Here is a 20158-nt window from a genome sequence, read left to right as displayed (position 1 = left end):
GCCGGTGGACGGTTCGTTGTCGCTGAACCCGGTCGTGGAGCTGCGCCGCTTGTTCGAGGGTTTGCCCAGCGCGGTGCGTCGCCCGATCGAGTTGGTGGTCTTCGGGGGAGACCTGCCGCGCGCCGATGTGTCCAGGATGCGCTGGATGGCCGCGGAGTTGCGGGCCAAGGCCGACGCCATGAACGAGCACGCGGAGGATGCCGGAAACCTACTCGCGCAGGAGGATTCGCTCGGCAGCCTGGGTGACCGAGTGCGCGAGACATTGCATCTGCACCAGGAGGGCGCGGCCAGGCTGCGGGAGGAAGCGCTGGCCTTGGCCGATCAAGCTCACGGGGCCGCCAACGATGCGGAGAAGACGCTGTGCGTGATGTTCGCGTTCGGCGTCGAACTGGCCTGGCGCATCATCAGCACATTGGCGGCAGCCGCCGCGGCCGGTCCGGCCGGGCAGGTTGCGGCGGCTCCCGTGGTGGAGTCGATGTTGATCGAGGGCCGAGGCAGGGTCGCGCTGATGCGCGCGGGCCTGGAACAGGCATACAAGGCGGGCGCGGCGAAGACGGCGACCCGACTCGCGGCATTGGGGCCGCACCGGTTCGTTCTCGCGGTGGGCACAGCCGCCGCGCTGCCCGCGGGTGTGGATCTCGGGGTACAGATCGCGCAGGTCGAGTCAGGCGACCGGACCGCGACCGTCAAGGGCCCGAACGGGGAGAACCCGAGGGGTATCGATCTGACGTCGGTCGAAGCCGCAGCAGTGTCGGGCGCCGGAGGCGCGGTGGGCGGCATAGCCGCGGGCAAGGTCGCGCCCAAGCTTCTTCCCCGGCTGCAGACCAGCCGCTCGGCACTCGGACTGGTGCAAGGGGTCGCGGGCGCGGTGTCCGGTCTGGGTGCGGCGGCATTGGTCACGGGCTGGCCGGAACACTTCGAAGACGTCCTGGCGTCGTTGCTCAGCGGCGGATTCGGCGGAGTCGTGGATGTCCACCGTGGCGTCCACCCGGATCTCGGTTCCTCCCTCGCAGAGGTGGTCGACGGCGGCGGCGCCTACGTTCCTCCGGATCCATCCACGGTGAGTCTCAGCAAGGATGCCGTGCTGGGACTGGCGGGGGCTCCCCAGGGTGTGAAATCGCTGACGCCCGCTCCGCCTGCCGGGCCGGTGGACAGCACCACCCTGCAGCTCGCGACCTCGGCCGTGCCCGGCCACGCTACGGATGCCGGAGGATCGGAGCCTGGACGGAACCTGGTTTCGTCCGGACCACCGGAAGCGACGGGTGATGGGTGGCACCAGCCGGATGAGGCCGGGGACCTGGCACAGCGCCTCGCCGATTCGGAATCGGGTGAGCAGGCTCCGGCCCCAGCGGACCACACGGACGGTGGGACGGGAGCGGATGGGTCACCGGGTGAGCCTGCGCGGCAAAGCGACCGGGCAGCGGCAGACCATGCCGGCGATCGAGAACCCGGAGTAGACCTTCCCGCCGGTCGCGATGAGACCTCTGGCGGCGGCGCGCGGGCCGGTGCGGACGTGCCGGGTGGTAGTGGCGCTGCGCAGACCGGTGATCTCGCGCAGGCCGATGACGAGGTGCAGAATGGCGCTCACGCGCAGGGCCGTGATGGCGCGCAGGGCCGTGACGGTGCGCAGGGCGGTGATGGGCACGAGGGCAGCGGTGGGCGAGCCGGTGACGTCGGCAATGCGCGAACCGGGGACAGTGGGCAGACGGGTAGTGGCGGTGTGCAAGCCGACCGTGCACAGGCCGGTGGTGCGCACAGCGCCGACGGTGGAGGCAATGCGCACGCCGGTGGTCCTGGCCCCGGTGCTGGGGGTGCGCAGGCTGCGGGGGGTATGGCTTCCGCTGCGCTGGTGTCGAGCGCGGGTGGTGAACACTCCGGTTCGGAACCGCCGCACTCGCCGGCCCCGGGCGGGGACCACGCGCGTGCGGCCGGTGGCGGCCCGCGCGCCCGGGTTCCGGCCAGCGACGGTGTGGCTGGGCACGAGCCGGCGGTCGCGCGGCCGGGACGGGGGCCGGGGAAGCTCGATCCGCCGGTGCAGGTGGGCGAAGCGTCGGGCCGCCACGGTGCGGGTCCTGACGGCCTCGCCCGGGTGACGGCGCCGAAGTACGCCGACGCACCACCGGTGCACGAGCCACCGGCTGTGGAGCCGTCCAAGGACGCCGTGCCCGCTGACGTTCGCCCGTCCGTGCACGACGGACCCGACCGCCCGGCGGCGGAGCTGGTAGCGGAGCTAGCGGGGTTGCCGTCGGCGGATCCGGCGACGAAGCAAGACCTTACCGCCGACCAGCAGACGCAATTCAAAGTTGCGGCGAAGAAGGCGCTGGCGTTGTATCGGCTGCGGCACGAGGAGCTGGCCGCTGAGTCGTGGGAGCAGCGCAGGCACGCGATGGAGCATGGTGATCGGGCCGAGTCGCTGCTGCGGTACATCGACGCGATGCGCGAGGGTACCGGGAAGACGCCGCGGTGGAATCAAATCAAGGCGTTCCTGCTCGGCGAGCACGGGTTCATGCGCCAGATGGGCACGGGGCAGGGCAAATCCATGGTCGGTGCCCTGGATACGTTGCGGCAGTTGTCGCGCGGGGAGCCGGTGGAGCAGGCGAGCGGAAAGCCGGTGCGGGTGCACCATGTGATCACCACGACCGAGGTGCTGGCCAACGAGGGGGTCCGGGAATTCGCGCCGATGCTGCGCAGTCTCGGGTACGAGGTCGCGCGCTGGGATCCGCACAACCCGCCGGGCGAGACGGAACGCCCGACCGTGTACTACATGACCTACGACGAGCGCGCGACCGCCGAGCTGTTCGACCGGCCGCCGCCGGGGAAGACCGCGACCATCGATGAGGCGGATGCGGTGCTGGTGCACAACCAGACGGTGCACTACCAGTCCGACGGACAGCGGGAGCTCGCCCCGGAGGTGGAGGCCGCCGCGGTGTACCGGGTGCGTGACTTCTTGAAAGCCATGTTGCGCAGCAGAATCACGACGGCGGAGGACCTGTCGGTGCATCTCGAGGAAGCACTCCACGACGGGCCGCTGTCGGTGGCGGAGGGCGGGGCGGCGCGGCCGCTGTCGGCGGAGGAAGTCGGGGCGGCACGGACGCTGACAGCGCGGTTGCTGCGCGAGCAACCCGAGCGGTGCCTCGATACGGTGAGCAGGTTGTGGGAAAGCCACGCCGGGCGGGCATTCACCGCCGAGGAAACCGAGATGGCCCGTGCCTTCTTGGACGTCAGAGCGGGCCGGTTGAAATTGAATCGGGACTTTCAGATCTTCGGACAGGATGCCGAGAAGAAGATCCAGATTCTCGACGAGTACGGAAAGCCGCGAAGCGATCCGAAGATCGGCACCGAGAGCCGGTGGTTCGGAGGCCGTCACAAAATGGTCGAAGCGATGTTCGGCGCCCCGGTGTATTCCGATGGGACGGGATCGAAACAGGTCACCGTGGAGGACGTCCTCGGCGGATACGAACATCTGCATCTGATGTCGGGCACGCTGGAACGGACCGCGGCCGAGATCAAGGAGAACTTCCCGGTCGAGGGTGGTCTGGCGAAGGTGGAGGACTTCGGGCGGTCGAAACTGGCGGGGGAGGAGGATCGGATATTCCTCACCGAGCCGGACAAATTGCGGGACGCGGTGACTCGGGTACAGCAGTTGCAGGCCGAGGGACGGCCGGTGCTGGTGATCTGCCCGTTCAATGATCTGGCGCGGAAATTCTCGCTGATGCTGACCAAGGCGGACGTGGAACACACTGCGATCGATGCCCGGTGGTTCGCCGAGCACCGCGACAACAATGCCGCGGAGGAGCACTTGCTGTCGGTCAAGGACACCGCGGGTGTCCGGGGCGCGGTAACCGTCGGCACGGGCATGCTCGGCCGGGGCTTCGACGTATCGATCAGCGACGAGGTCGACCGGTTGGGCGGGGTGCACGCGCACATGCTGGGGCGTTCGCCGACGAACCCGGACGAGGATCATCAGTGGTCGGCGCGGGCCGGGCGCAACGGCCGCAACGGCAGCTTCTGTTTCAACGTCGCCGCGTCCGACCGCCTCTACAGCGACGCGCAGGAGCATGGTGCGCGCGTCGCGGTCACCCACTATCGGACCGCACTGGCCGAGCACGCCGAAGCCACCGCGGAATACACCGAAGCCGTCCGCCGGGTGGGCGGTACGGATGCGGCCCGACCAGGTGAGGCCGTGCAGGCGGCGCGGACGAAGGTCGCGGCCACCGCGGCCGATGTCGCCGCGGCCGAGCGGGAGATGCGCAGCCTGACATCCACCCTGCAGAACGACGCGGCCGACCGCATGTATCTGGAGCGTGCGATGCGCCGCGCCAATCAGGCCCACGCGCCCCCGAGCGCAGTTGTTCCCGCCGCCCCCTCGTCCCAGACCACTGTCGCTCCGGGCACCCTCCACACCGAGCCGGGCACTGCCCATACTTCGGCTGATGCCGGACAGACCGGGGCAGACACCGGCCCGAGCAGGTCGGACACCGGCCACGTCGGAGCGGATATCAACCGTGCCGCGATGCGGGCTTTGCACGCCGGTCCTGATGCCGTCCAACCGCACCTGCGGGGGGACCGGTTCGCACGGCTGGCCGGGTGGCTCGGGATCCCGGCATCGGTCCAGGCGGCCGCGGCTGTGTTCGACAACGACGATGCCGACGACCCGTTGAGCCGACTGCTGGAACGAGCAGGCGTCTCCTCCGCCGCCGTGGAAGCGCTGAACCAGCACCTCGACCACGCCCCGCCCGCGGCGGTGCTGCGGGCGGACACCCTTACCGACGAGCAAGCACTGAATCGACTGACGCCGCAGCGCAACCGGCTGGCCGCCGAACTGGGCTGGGAACCCGCCCAGGTCGCAGGCGCGGAGGGGGTGCGCCAGGTCGGCGCCGCAGTCGACACGGCCCGCGCAGAGCTGGCGGTCCTGCTGGACGTTCCCGTCACCGAGGTGAACGCCGCCACCGCCCGCGATGTGCTCGCCGACGCGGTCGCACGCCTGCTCGCCCGCACCGAGATCGCCGACGACCCGGCCACCGAACTTCTCGTTCTCGCCGCTTCCACCTATCTGGCCGTCGCCGCCCTGCTCGACCTCGCCGTCGCCATTCACCAGCGCAGCCCGAAGAGCTGCGTCAACAACGGCGTGACGATGATGCGGGTGCTGTACCCGGACAACGAGCACGCCTACCACCTCCCGGACGACATGCCACTGCGGGGCCACGACGCCGAAGCCACGGAGCGGGCCTTCGGCGGCGCCTTCCGGGCATTCCGGTCGCTGGACGAGGCTGCCGAATCGCTGGAAGAGCGGCCCTGGGGTAGCCAGGCCCTTGTCTACAAGTGGATGAACAAGGGGGAAGTAGAAAGTCACTTGGTGCTGCTGGTCAACGCCAGTGACCGGGCGGAGGCCCCGAACCTGGTCGTCCTGGACATCGCGGCCGCCCCCGGACAGGCTCCGATCACCGCGGCGGATCTGGCGGCCCGGCCCGCGCTGCTGAAAAAGGCGGTCCCGTTCCAGCAGTGGCGGCGTGAGCAGCAAGCGTTCATCGACCGACTGACGGAGGCCGATCGCCGCGTTTTCGCCATCGAGTTCGACCACAAGGGCGAACCCCTCGTCCGCCTTTCCGCCACACGGCGTTCTGCTGTCGCCTCCCAGGACCCAGGACTCCCTCCACCATCGCTCTGGTCGAGCCGTGCCCCACCGCTGCGACGGAACCAGTTCGCACTCGCCGGTCATCGCCCGGTCGGCGACGGCTCGTTACCGGGGAGCTCCGACGAGCCGGAAAGTCGCGGCACGGGAGCGGACTCCATCGGCCACTCCGGCGAGGACAGTGATGGCGAACCACACCTCGCAGATGAGGGCTCGATCGGCGGTCGATCACCCGAGGCGATTTCGTTTCTTCCTGCGGGGGATCTCGCCGCTGAGCAGATGACAGGGCCTGTTGTCGTTCCCGGGCAGCTTCTGCTCACCGAGGAGCATGCCGTCGCACTGTCGGACGCACTGACCGAACGCGATCAGGCAGTCCACCGAATCACCGAACAGCTGCGCGAATTGGAGCACGCGCTCGCGCCACTGGTCGGTGAACCGGGAACGGTGGACATGGTGTCGCTGATGGGTGTCCGCGATCAGCTGAGTGCATTCTTGGGCCGGCGGTTGGTCGAATACGCCGAAACCGCAGAGGGACAGCGTGATCAGATGATCGCGACCCTGCGTGAGATCACTGCGCACCCGAGTCTCGACGAGCAGGATATTCGGGTGCTTGCCGAGATGGTCCCGGTCAAGCGCAATAAACTCATCGCGTCGCTTCCCGGGGTGCGAGATCGCTATGCCCAGGAGTTACGCACGGCGGCTCTGGTTCGGCTTGCGGAACTGGATTCGCGTCGAGCGGAGTTCTTCCGAGCCGATGACGCGATACGGCGTTTGCAGCGCGGAATCCAGGGCCGGCTCGACCGCGCGGCGGAAGTGCTTTATGACCGCGGTTCGCGCAGGACGATCCGGGGTTTGCTCGACGGCATCGACGCGATGCGGTCCGAAATATCGGCGGCGCGTCGGCAGATCAGCGTCGGCTGGCAGGATATCCCGGAAAATGAACTTGCACCGTTGCTGTCGGAGATCACCCGAGGTCTGCGTAGCAGAAAAGATGCAGTCGAAGCGGTAGCCGCCATTGCCGCGCCCCGGCCCATCACCATGATCGTTGATGACGCACTGAGGACTGTCGAAAAGTCCGCGGTAAGCATATTCGCCGAATCGTCGATACGAGGATTCGTGTTCCGGGATCACGATGCGAGGAACGTCAGGGCTCTGGCGGACGCCATTGCCCGCGTGCGCACCATGGTGCGTATTCCCGAGACCGCCCCCGATCTGTACACCCGAGTAGCAGACGAGTCGGCGGAGCGCCGATCCGATTTCGGCACCTTCGTGGATCCGGCCGACACACTGTATCTGCACTTCACCCCGAATATTCGCGCCATCGCCACAGCGGGCATGATTCGGTCCGGCGCACACGACGAGGTCGTCAACACCACGGCCGCCCATTCCGTCGGGGTGCATTTCATCAAGCCTGGGGACTGGCAGGGCACGGAAGACTTCAACATGTACGTCGGATACGCCGGACTCCGCCGCACACTCAGTGGCACTGTCTTGCCCGACCCGCTCGGCGCGATCGTCGTCCTGCCGCTCGGCGCGATCACGGAGACGACGCCGTTACGCAACGAAGCCAAGACGACCGCATCGGACGAGGCTCATCTGGCCAGCGACGCCACGTTCCGTCCATTGAACGGGAGTCCCAGATACGCCTACCCCCTCGACGACGCCTACGTCATTCCTTGTTACAGCGACCTGCAGGTCTCTCGGGAGCAGCGTCTGATCATCGATCCCGATACCGGGGAACGAATCGTGCGACCGGTTGCCGAGCCCATCCGCGACGCCTTTCGCCGCGCCGGATACGACGAGGCTTGGATCGACCGGCATGTCATCGAGCTACCAGAACGCATCGCAGCGGACCCCGACACTCGCGCCCTGCACGGGGAGTACGACCGTACCCAAAGGTTGATCCGGCATGCCCAGGACGAGATCAAGCGGCGGATGGCCGAGGATGGGACGTACACGGATCGACTCGTCGTCCCATTGACCACCGAGCACGGGCGGCAATGGGAGACCCTCGATCTGCACGGCACAACGCGGGCGGGCTACTACTCGACATTCGATCGCGCCATCGAACGGCTGATCGTCGCCGACCGGCACCCGCCGGTCAGTGGTGCGGAGAAGCCGGAGGGCAAAAGCACCCAGTGGAATCAAAGCGGCCGGCCGCGTGATTCGCGTCCGGAGACCGCGCCACCTGCCGACCGAGCTACAGCGCCCGGAGAGCAACTCCGTGCGGCGGTGGCGGGGCAGTCGAGTGATGGCGACTCCGAACAGCGTGCCCGGCCGCGCGGCCCGGACGGTCTCATCGGCCGCCGGCCATCGCTCGATCCGGAAGGTGGCGCCGAACGGAGAACGGCGGAGGCCGGTACACCGGGATCGGACGGTCCGATCGATGCCGGTGAGCTCGGTCGGCTGCTGGCCGAGCACGGTGTCGTGGTGGGACGTGCGGCGGCGGCGCGGGTATTGGGTTCGGACGTGTCGGGTGACCCGGATGTCGTCGAACTGTCGGTTCCGGAATGGCTGTACCGGCGGTGCGCGGCGGAAGGTTGGGCACAGGACGACCGACGGCGCTCGGTGCTGGCGCGGGGGCGGTTCCGGGTATCAGTGGGTTGGCCCGGCGTCGGGACCGATCTGGTGTCGCACGAAGATCTGGCAAACCGGTCGTGGCAGCCCGCCGAGGGAGAATCGAAGGTCGCCCTGCTCGCCGATGTCTATGCCTGGATGCAGGAGACGCAGGACCGGGCGGCTACCGATTGGATCAAGAATCACCTGCTGAGTCCGGCCGCTCCGCCGTTGCCCGTCGCGGTGATCGCGCGCGAGATCGACGAGGTCACCGAGATGCTGCGGGCGCGGGTGCCGCGGGAACAGCTCACCGATCCGGAGATCCGGCGCGGGATACGGCTGGCCGCCGAAGGACTTTTCGCCAACCGGACGCTGTACGGTCATCCGGACGTCGGCCGCGCCAACCACCTCCACGACGACGCCTTCGAACTGCGGGAATTCGGGGTGACAGCCCTGTACCACAACGGCATGGGCGTGGCCGAGGACCTGCGCCACATCGTGGACAACGGTGTCCTCCAGGGGGCCGACCTGCGCGAGATCGTCGCGGCGCTGGCCGCCGACGCGTGGAGCGATCTCGTCTACGGCGGCGGTCGGCGCAGCGACAACCCCGAGGGCTACGACGAGTTGCGCTCGGCGCAGTTGCTCCATGAGCGTGCCTTGTCGCACGGCTGTGACGCGAGCACAGCCCGGATGCTCGGATTCGCCGTGCACGGCACCAGTTTCGACGAGCGGGCCGGTACCCAGATGATCGCCTCACCCGTGGCCGTCGAGGAGATGCGGCAGCGCTGGGGGGCGATGACCGACGGCGAATTCGACGCCGCGCTGCGAGTTGCCCGGTGGGTCGCCGCCGCGGACCTGCAGACGTTGTCGGAACCCGACGCGGTTGTGCAGAGCATCGAATTGGCCTTCGAGGACCTCATGTCGCGCCGATTCGACCCGGCGCGTGTCTTCGGGCGAGTGCTTTCCGAATGGGGCACTCGAATCCACAACGTCGACGAAGCGCTCCGGGTCGCGGACCGGTTCGGGCGCATGCCGCCGGAAGGCGGCCATGTCACCGTGCGTCAGGCCTTCGTGAACCGCCTGCGCGGCGGTGCCGGCTTCATTCATCCCGACAGCGGATACCGGCCGCCGGACGGGTGGTTGCTGGCCAACCGGGACATGCGCCGCGACCACGCCGCGAAGTTGCGGGAGATCGCCGATCGGTTGGCGATCGACTCGATCTACACACTGATGGACGCCTACCGCGACGCCCGCGCGCACGCGGCCGAGATGCGGGACAAGTACAGCGGTTTCCATTGGCAGGTGGTTGTCGGGCCGGGCGCTCACATGTCCGACCCCGCGATGCTGGCCGCCACCGTCGCGGCTCGATTGCCCGAATCGGATTCGTCGGGGATGTCGGACGGCGTGATCGACGCGATACCGCGGATCGCGGAGATCGCCCGCTCCCGGACCGGGGATGCTCCTGTGATCGTCGTGACCTCCGCACAGGACACCGACGGCCGGCCGCGATTGGTCGCTCAGTTCGACTACACCCGGCCGGACGCCACCGACCCCGATCCTGGTGTGACCCTGACGGAACTGCGCAGCGAGCTGTCCGAGGCGGACTGCCGCATCGACATCGAGACCGCCGATCCCGTGCCTGCGGGCCAGGTCTGGCATCGACTGCGCTTCGACTTCACCAGACAGCGGATTCTGGTGTGCTGCCCCCAGTGGGGATTGGGCGGAACCGGCATGGCCACGCTGACCGTGGGGCTGTGCCAGGCACTGGCGGAGGCCGGGCACGCGGTGACGGTTCGGACAGGAGAGGTGGGACGCGCTCCCCGGATCCAGGGTGTGCAGGTGATCGGCCACCGCGAAAGCGGGCCGTTCGCTCTCACGCGTGAGCGGATGCTGTCCAACTGGGACGAACTGCCGGAATCGATGGATCTGGTGATCGTGCACGATGCGGGCGACGGTCTCGCCGCTGCGCTGGCTGCCGAGGAGCGGTACCCCGCCGCGAAGCTCGTTCGCGTCAACCATCTGACGCCGATGCTGTTTCACACCCTCGGCAACAATCCGGAACGTGGCCGGGCCAAGCTCGCGGCCGATGTCTATCTGGCGCGGCGTGCACATCTGGTGGCAGGGCTGGGACCGGTGCTCGCTGCCGACGCGCTGTCCTCGGCGGTCATGGCGGGGCACGGCTCGGTGCACGAACTGCAGCCGGGTCTGTTGCCGGCCGAACAGCCGCCGGTCCCCGCGCCGGGGGACCCGGCCCGAATCCTGTTGTTCGGACGTGCGGACGACCCGTTGAAGGGGGTTGCGGAGATCGCCCGCGTGGTGCGGCGGCTTCGGGCCGGCGGGCGAGACGTGCGGCTGGTTGTGCGCGGTTATCCGAGACGCGGTGTCGATTCGGCCCGCGCCGAATTGGTCAGGCTGGTCGGCCACCCGGACGCGGTCGAGGTGGCGCCGCGGACTTCGGATCGTGCGGTGCTGCAGGCGGATATCCGTTCCGCGACGGTCGTGGTGATGCCCTCGCGCGCTGAGGGTTTCGGCTTGGTGGCCGTCGAGGCGATCGAGCAGGGGGTGCCGGTGGTGGTGCCGTCGTCCAGCGGAGTGGGCAGGTTCCTCACCGAGCTGGGCGAGTATCGCGAGGAGGCGGAACGGTTCAACATCGTCGAGCAGCATCTCGGTGCGGCGCCGCAGATCGACATCTGGGTTGCTGCGCTCGGCTCGGTACTCGACGATGTGCCTGCGGCCTGGGCTACCGCGGGCCGGCTGCAGCAACTGCTGCAACCGTTCACCCGCAAACGCAGCGCGAAGATGCTCGTGCATGCCGCCGTGAACGCCGATCCACACCCTCCCCGGGACATCCGGTCGTCTCGCGCCCAGGTGTCGCTCGAAAACGGGCATGTGGTGGTACGCGGTGAAGGAACCGACTACGAGCTGATACTCGACGTGGCCGACGCGATGGAAACCGATCCCGCGGTACGGCGGGCCGTCATGGGCTACACGGTCGTGAAGTTCGCGCCGACGCGAGACCCGCTGCCCATCCGGCTCGCGGCGGCGCCGGTGGACGAGTGGCTCTTCTGTCGGTCCGCGAAAACCGCCGCGCGACTTCACGGTTCGCGCGCCGGCATCCTGCAGGCATTCGTGGCGACGGTGGCGGCGCAGGGATTCGGCGCGACCACCATCGACGAGGTCTGCCGGCGCGGGCGGATCTCGCCGCACGCCTTCCTGGACCACTTCCTGACCACGTCCAGCGCTCTGGCCAAGGCACACCGGGAGGCCCTGAGCAACCTGAGCCAACTGGTCGTCGACGAAGTGGCTGCCGTGCCTGCGTCCGACCGCGCCGCCCGTGTCACCACCGCGGTGGATACGTATGTGAGCGCCCTGGCCGCACGCCCGGCCACGGCGCGCCTCCTGCTCGTCGAGGGATTCGCCGCGGATCCGGGGACACGCGCCGAACTCGAGGTGGGCGTGGTCGAGGAGATCGCCGCCACGCTCGCGACCGTGTTCGAGGACTCGAACACGTCGACCCCGCGACGCCGCGCCCTGGCGGCGGCGGTCCGCGGCGTGCTCGCCGACTGGGCCGCGACCGGCGACGCCACCGCCGTGCCTGACCTTCGCCGAGGACTCCTCGATCTGCTCCGAAAGGGCACGATGGCCCCGGCAGTGGGCTCGGCGGCCGGCGACCCGGCCGATGCTGCCGGCTCGGCACGGGAACAGCGCAGCGGCTCGGCGGGACGGGCGGAACCCGAGGAGCGGGAGCGGATCCTCACACAGCTGATCGCGGTCACGGCCGAGCAGGGTTACGCCGACATGTCTCCGGAGACCGTTCAGCGGCGCGCCGGAGTATCACCTCAGACGTATCAGAACTTGTTCTCCGACAAGCGAAACGGTTTCGAGGCCGCCTGCGCGGCGGCCGTCGAACGGGTGCGGATCGCCGTCCGGGCCGCGATGCCGGCCGCCGTGCCCGACGACCCGTCGGCACGGCTGCGGGCCGCCGTCCACGCCTACCTCACCGCCCTCGCAGCGCATCCGGACGAGGCCCGCGTGCTGCACTTGGACCTGTTCGCACCCGGCCCCGGAGCGCACCGGCTGCACGACCGGCACCGGGCCATGCTGGCCGCGCATTTCGACGACGTGGTCGCGGAGGGCGACGCCCGCACCGCCCGGCTGCTCGCCTCCGCCGTCACCGGTGTCGTCACCGATCGGATCCTCTCCGGCCGGAACACCAGGACCGGAAGCCGACGGTCCGCCCAAGGCGAGTCCGAGCGGATCGCCGCCCTGCCCGGATTCGCGCCGGTGGTGGCGGCCGCGGTCGGATCTCTCCTTCCCGGCATCGGCGGGACCAGGACCGCCGACAGTGGCGCTCCCGGGCACCAGCCCACCGGACCGGACCGGCCGGACAGCCACATCGGCAGCCGCCCCGAGGAATCCACGCCTCGGCCCGGCGGCCCGCCACGGGACCTCCCGGCGCAGCAGAATGAACCCGCCTCGGCCAGGTACCGCGAGGATGCGGGCGGCGCCGGCCTCACCAGACCGTCTCGTGATTCCCAACCCGATGCGGTGCCATCCGGATCGGAGGCGGTCGTCCCGGTCCTCGGCCCCGGTCCCGTGCCGCCCGGTTTCCGGCACGCACAGCGGGGCTTGCAGCGGCAGAACGAGGCGGCGTTTGTCCTCGCTCGGGCCGGCTTCCGGGTCGAGCAGCACCCTGACGAATCCGGCGCGCGGCTGCCCGACTTCCGTATCGAGGGTCGGATCTTCGACTGCTACTCGCCGACTACCGGCAAAGTCAGCAATATCTGCTTCGAGATCCGCCGCAAGGTGTATGTGAAACGCCAGGCCGATCGGATAGTGGTGAACCTGACCGACTCGGCCGTGGACCCGGCCGAATTGAGTTCGGCACTGCGTCGGCACCTCATCCCGAACCTGCGCGAAGTACTGGCGATCGACCGGCACGGTACTGTGCTGCGGCTGGCGCCGGGACCCGTAACTGTCGTCGTCAGCCCGACCGCCACAGACGACCAAGGATTCATCGGTAGCAGACCGCGAGAGCGGGCCGGTGAACCGGAGTCCGATATCGAGACAAGCGAGCAGAACCGGCCGACGCCGTGGACTACGGCGAGGGCACAGCCGGATGACCCACCGATTCCACCGGTGTCGCGCGGCAATTCCGCGCAAGGCGAGGGCGGGACGGGGCCCGGCGGATTCATCGGGAGCAGACCGCGCGACCCGGGTGATTCCGCAGACAGGCCCACGCCGTGGGCGCGGCTCGGCGGCGAGGGAGAAACGGCTGGGATGGTCGGGGCCGACGCGGTGGAAGACCCCGCGGTACCCGCGCCGGCCGGTGTCGTGGAGTTCTTGCTCGGGTACGTCACCCGGAAAGACACGTTCTACTGGTGTCAGCTCGATCCGGACAGCCTCTTCGCCGACTGGGGCTGGTCGAGTGACGAACGGCTCCCCGACGACGTGCCGCGCAGCTGCATCGACATGGTGGTGGCCGCCGGCGTCGCCGCCGGTGCACTCGGGCGCGAGCAGGTCCCGGCGATCTACAACTGGAACGATCCCGACGACTTCGCCCAGCGCTGGGTGCGCGAACTACCCGACCTCCTCGTTCCGTCCGGACGGCAAACCCTCTCCGACCCAGACACTGGGCCACGCCCACAGCGGGGTGACGTGGTGATGTGGTTCGGCGCTGGTGAGCCGGGCGGACCGGAGCGGTTGATGCATGCCGCGGTGGCAAACGGCAATGCCGATGGCAGGGCTGACTCCGCCTCCGTGCTTTCGTTCGGCGCCGATTGCTCCTGGCTGGTGTCTCAGCCGCGCCGCGGCGCGACCAAATTGAGCGGGGTCGAACTTACGACGATCGCGGCCCTCAGCGAAACCATGCTGGCGAATTGGTCACATACGGTACGGGTCGAGTTCGGACCCGGCTTGTGGACGCAGCCCTCGGCGACCGGCGGGGAGCTGCGCGTGCCACCGAGCCGGGAATCGCGGGCCTTCCTGCCGTTCAACAAGAAGAATTGGCGGCGTGAGTTCCAGGGCTTGGCCGAATGGGTGCAACGACGGCCCGACGCACAGCGATTGATTGCCAGGTTCGACGAGTGGGAGCGGGCCGAGGATGCCGCGGGTGCGCCGACGCGACTGGCCGAGCTGGTCGACGCCGACGTGTCGGGCGCGCTGATCGAGGAGACGCTGCGGTCGCCCACCGTGCTGCCGATCGAGGGGCACCCGCAGGTGGCGGTACGGATGGACCGGGACGGCGAGCCGACCGGCCTGATCGTCGCGAGTATGGGCGGGCACGGCCGTGTCCTGCGCGAGTTGTTCACCGAACGCCCGGACCTGCTGGACACGATCCCGCGCGACGGTGGCCGCCTGCGGATCTCGTACACCGCCGTGCGGCTGCGGTCCGACGGCGAGGTCCGCGACGAGCATCTGCGGCCCGACGACGCCGATCCGAGCCGGAGACTGGTCCCGGGCCGGCTGCTGCACGAGTACCTGCGGCTGTGCAGCGTGGGAGCGCTCGACAAGCCGGGAACCAAACCTGGGAAAGCGTCGAAGCGACCGAGTTTCGAGCAGTGGATAGCGGCGCTCCCGCCGAGGGTGTTCAAGGGCCCCGGTGACACCGCCTACACGACGACGTCCAGCGGCCACCTACTGACCGACCGGGCGGTCGAGGAAGCGTGCAGGCCAACCCGGGCCGACGACCCCGACGATCCGCACGGCGCCCTGGCGGCGCTGCGCCGAATCGTCCTCGAAGCCCCCGGAGATATCGTCCGCTCCACACCGATCACGGAACAACAGGCGCCGTTGACCGAGCGCTCGAGCGAAGTGCTCGACCTCGGTGGCATGTCAGCGCGTGTCACGGTCGGTAAGGACCCATCGGGCCGGTGGCGTCTGCTCATGCAGCCGTACGCACCCGAGTACCCGGGCGATGTGCTCACGCAGTGGTGTGCGCAGCTCGAGGCGGGCAGCCGCCGCCGTTTGCTGAACCTCATCCGACGGCAGCTGAACGGCCGAGTGGTCGGCTCGTCCACAAGCCTCGATGCCGGACCGAGCGGCTATATCGGCAGCAGGCCGGAGGACTCCTCCGCTGCGGAGCCGCCGAGCCGGCCGACCACGAACGACGGCTCTCTCGGCAACCGCCCACCGGGTTCCGCACCGGAGCCGGACGGTCGGCGGCCCGTCGAGGAAGATTCAGCGGTCCGGGACGACGCCTCGATGCCGGACCCGGTGTATGCCACGCACCAGGAACTCACTGACTGGGCCGCCCAGCTGTCGGATGGTGCAGTACAGCGATTCCTCGCCGAAAGGCAGGCTGAATCGTCGGCTCATATGGCAGCCGTGCATCGCGGCCGACCACCCGCGGTCGACGTGGCCATCGGGACGGCGCGAGCACAGATCGCCTTGGCGACAGAGCGATGGCGGCGGCTCACCGACAGCGGTGCCAGACCGTCGATCGCCGATGCCCAGGCCGCAGCCGACGCCGCGACCGCCGTCTTCCACCTCATTGGAGCGCTCCCGATGGCAGCGACGCCGCTATCGGCGTCCACCGACGATCCCGATGGTCTGCTCGACCTGCTGACCCGATTCCCGGAGCGGCTGCTGATGGCCGCCGAGCGGGGCCAGGCAGCCGGGGCCGACGCAGGGGACTGGGCGCGACGCGCCGATGCTTTCCTGACCGAACACCGAGGCGGCGACTGGGATGCGGAACTGATCCGGTCGCTGCGGTCGCTGCCCGCGGAGGCAGGAGAATTCGCGCACGCGCTCACCGGCTCGGATCGCGCCTTCGGCGCGGCGGCCGCGCAGTACATTCCGGATGCCTACCGCGCGGCACTGTATTTCCTCACCCGAACCCGAGATGTCGATCAGGCGGTGGATCGGCTTCGCGAGGTGGACCACGCGGTCGCGGCAGCGGTGGATCGTCTCGGATCGTCCCGGCCCGCCGCCGACGCGGGCTTGTCGCTCCTCCAGCTGCGCATCGATATTCACGAAGCCCTTGCCTACGCGGCCGACGCGGCGGCATCCGAGATGCGGTCCAGCACTCTTCGCGGGCTCGAGAAGAATCCACTGTTGCCGCAGAGGGTGACCCGGGTCGTCGATGATCTCACCGTCCTGGCCCGCCACGGTTCGGAAACGCCGAGACCTATCCGGCCCGCCTATGCCTCGCATCCGGTGACGTCCGAGGAACCGTTCACCGACGACGACTATCGGGAAGCCATCGGCGCGAATTTTCATCCTCGGGTGCTCGGCGTACGCGACGGGCAATTCCTCACGCTGCAAGGCACGTCATTCGAACCACTACGGACCGGGGCAGAAGGGATTTCCTTTGTCATGGACCGGTGGGGCCGGATGGTCGGTGAGAACGAACACGCCCACATCATGCACGTGCTGGCTGCCATGGGGGACGAGGCGGCCGCCTGGGGGGTGGTCTACACCGACGAGGACGGCCGCCCGGTTGGGCAACTGTATCCCTATGCATTGGGCGGCCTGTCCGACCCGATGTGCACAACCCAGTTACGCGATGTGCTGATACGAGCAGGATTCGACCTCACCGACACCAGTTTCAACAACGAATCCCTCGGTCGGCTGTGGCAGGGCGAATTGCCATCGCTGCCGGATCTGTTCACTATGCGCAAGTGGGGCCTGCTGAACAGCATCGAGGCGACCTTCGGCGTGTACGACGACCGTTTCTGGGTGCGGACCGATCGCGAAGACATCACCCAAAGCCCCGATGAGGTGCGGGTGCCGCTGACACTCGGCCCATTGCGCCGAGCGCCCGGACACGTCGATGTAGTCGTCTATCGTGAGGGCGAACACATCATCGTGCAGTACCGCGACTGTGACCCAGGTGCCGAAGCCGAACAGGTTTCACCGGTGTTCAGGGCCTTTCACGAGCGGATGACGAGGTGGGTATCCGAGTCCGACGGTGTCATGTTCCACCCCGATACCGATGATGTGGTCGCCACATTCGTTCAGCCACAAGATCCTCCGGGTAGCTTCCGAGACCGCCCCGACGGCATCATCGGCAGCCGCCCACCGGACTCCCCAGCCGATTCGAACGATTCACCTCGCCGCGTATCCGCGGTGTTCGCACCTGATACACCTGCGTCAAAGGTACGTACTTCGCTGGCGGAGTCGTTGACTTCTCTCACAGCGGCCACCACCTCGGTCCCCACCCAACTGGTCGATGTCGCCGCGTCGCTGGTGAACTACGGTCTGGCCGCCGCGGCCGGCGACAGCGTCGAAGTTTCGCTGTCGAGCAGAGACGACGACAACGGCATCACGGTCCTCGGAACGCTGTCCGGATCGACCGTGGTCCGCGCCCGTCGAGCTCTCGAGTCGGAGTTGCTGGGCAAAGGGTTCGGCACGTTCGAATGGCGGGCTCGGGCAGGTGAAACGGAGTCCTGGTCGGTGCACCTGTGGGTAACTCGAAAAAGCATCGTAGCCGTAGACTCCGCGCAGTTCGCGGGGCTGGCAACGGATTTCGGTGCAGACCAGGTGAGTTCTGCGGTATCCGCAGCGGTCGGGCGGGCATCACGGCGCTGGGGTGGCCTGAAATACACCGGCGCGCTGGCGGTCGAGGCGCACGATGGGCGGCTGCGAGTGCGAATGCTGGCGACCGTTCCGCTCGAGGGTGTCGCTTACGAGCCCCCCACGCTGTTCGACGAAACCATCACGCCGCCCGGCCCGCACCGGCCCGGCGGGTTCATCGGAAGTCGGCCGCCCGACATCTCGGACCCGGCCGATCCCCAACACCGAAGCAAGCAGACCGCCGGGGCATCCGGGTCCGTTCCGAAGGCCCTCGCCGAAGCCCTCGAGATGGTCCGAAGTGTCGACTGTGACCCGGCCATCGCGCCGGACGCGACGCGTTTCGTCATGAAGTGCTACGAGGAATACCGGCAGCGGGAACAAGAAACCGAACAGGCAGTCCGCCGGCGTCTCCTCGAGGACGAGCACGCGGCTACACCCGAGCTTGCCGCGCAGGAGGCTCGCGAATACGTCAACAGCCCCGCGATGCGCGGGACCATCCGAAAGTCGGCCGCCGAACAAACTCGCAGACTGGTCTTCAATATCCAGAAGCGTGCCAAGCGACAAAAAGTGAGCCTCCCCGACCGTCTTGCCCAGCTCTACCGGCTAGGCGCGACTGCGAAGAGTGCGAAGGAGGTGCCGTGGCCGAAGTCGGCGACGCCTGCCGACGGTCCCCCGCGCACCAGCACAGACCGGCCCGGTGGCCGGATCGGTAACCGCCCGTCGGAGTCCGCGCCCGAGCCAGTCGGTCGGCGGCCGGTGCACGAGGATCCCGCGCTGCGTATCGAACCCGCGATGCCGGATCCCGTTCATGCCGAACCAGAGGGCGTCGAGTCGCCGGAAGGCGATCGCCCATCCGGGCTCCTCGGGAACCGTCCCCAGGATCAGTCGACGCCGTGGTCACGCTCGACCAATCGGACCGGCGCGTCCGACCCGGCGGATTCCACCCATCGCCCCGAGCCGTCGGGTACCACTCCGTGGTCCCTGCCGACCGACAGCTCATCGTCGGAACAGGCGAGGTCGCTCGAACAGGCCGACGAAATCATGAGAGGGCTCGACAAGGTCGCGGAGACGCCCGATGTGAAGCAGATCCAGGCGATGCGGGGACGCCCGGGTGTCACGATCGACTTGCTGACCTTCGAGGACGACATACAAGTCCTCCGGGAGGTCTACGACGATGTCGATCAGGCCATGGCGGAGTGGACGAAAGCGATAATCGGCAGATCGATGGGCGCGCCGATCGCCGAGGTGCGACTGGAGCCACCGGTGTACCACGTCCTCTTCCGGGATTACGTGGCCGAGGGAGCGCTCGACAACCCCCGCGCAGTCGACATGCTGGGCCTCTTCGCGGCGATCACCGGCAAACCGAGCCCCTTCGCCGCCGTCTTCGTTCGCGACGTCAACGGCCGCAGAGTGTGGCAGGACCACCACCTCCATCGGCAAGACATCGTCGAGATCGGACGGCTGGTGAAGTCCGTTGGGGACTCGCTGGCACGACTGGCATTTCCCGAGTCGATCTCGAGGACAGTGCTCGATACGCAGATGGCGGCTATGTCCGCGTTGCAGAAGGTGGCGCAGCACGCCCCCGAGCATCCGCTGTGGACGGCCGGGCTCGACGATGAAGCACAGGCCAAGACCAGATTGGTCGCGAACTTCGAGCTCGATCACCCCTATATCGAGCTGTCCGGGCTCATCAGTCCTCATATCCCGGAGAGAACGGTACGGGAAGTCCTGGGGAAATTGGATGACCTGCTCGGCAGATATCAGTACGCTCCCGGTTTCCGCAAGCTCATGACCAACATCCGCGTCTTGAAGATCGATTTCTTGGTGGGGGCGCGCGCCACTGCCCGCGGTCTATGGACGAAGAACGTCGAGACCGGCAAGCTTTCCCCTGCCCGAACTATATTGACAGTCAGTTTGCAGTATGCATCCGATCGGAAGATGGCTCTCGCGGAGGGCGACCGCCGTCGCCTATATGGATTGCATCCGAGCAGTGCGCAAACATATGCGGACGATGTCTGCCACGAATTCGCCCACGCTATCGATCACGCCACCCACTTTGCGCTCAGCGATGATCTTGTCACTGTACTGAAAGACGCCCACGGAATGTTGCAGAGATACGGTTTGACCGAGAGCTACGGGGAATGGCGCAGTCGCCTGCCCGCATACGCCTTCGAAGATTCGACCAAGACCAGAATTGATCCACGAGAGGCCATCGCCGTCGGATTCGCCGACGCGGAGATCAACGGCATTATCGTCGGCACGCCGCAGTGGGTCATCCACGAGTACGTCACAAAACTTCAACCGCCGGAGATAAGGCCGCTACACGTCGACGCGTATCAGCGGCATCGTCCCGAAGTGTGATCGGCATACCCGGCCTCCGCGCGCTCGCCATCACCAGCGGAAGATCCACCGAGGGCCGCCCCGCGGTCCGGGTCCTCGGGTCGGCGAGGGGGC

The 20158-nt window shown here is 68.2% G+C and carries 1 protein-coding gene; it reads left to right on the top strand.

Annotated features, from left to right (window positions below):
- Window positions 1-4 precede the first annotated feature (4 nt).
- A complete protein-coding gene (locus tag QMG86_RS24645) occupies window positions 5-20065 on the top strand; it encodes a CdiA C-terminal domain-containing protein (RefSeq protein ID WP_281875044.1) in 20061 nt (6686 codons plus the stop codon).
- Window positions 20066-20158: the final 93 nt, after the last annotated feature.

Origin of the sequence: Nocardia sputorum (assembly GCF_027924405.1) — a bacterium.
Classification (GTDB): domain Bacteria; phylum Actinomycetota; class Actinomycetes; order Mycobacteriales; family Mycobacteriaceae; genus Nocardia; species Nocardia sputorum.
This window is presented reverse-complemented; position numbering and strand designations above follow the sequence as displayed.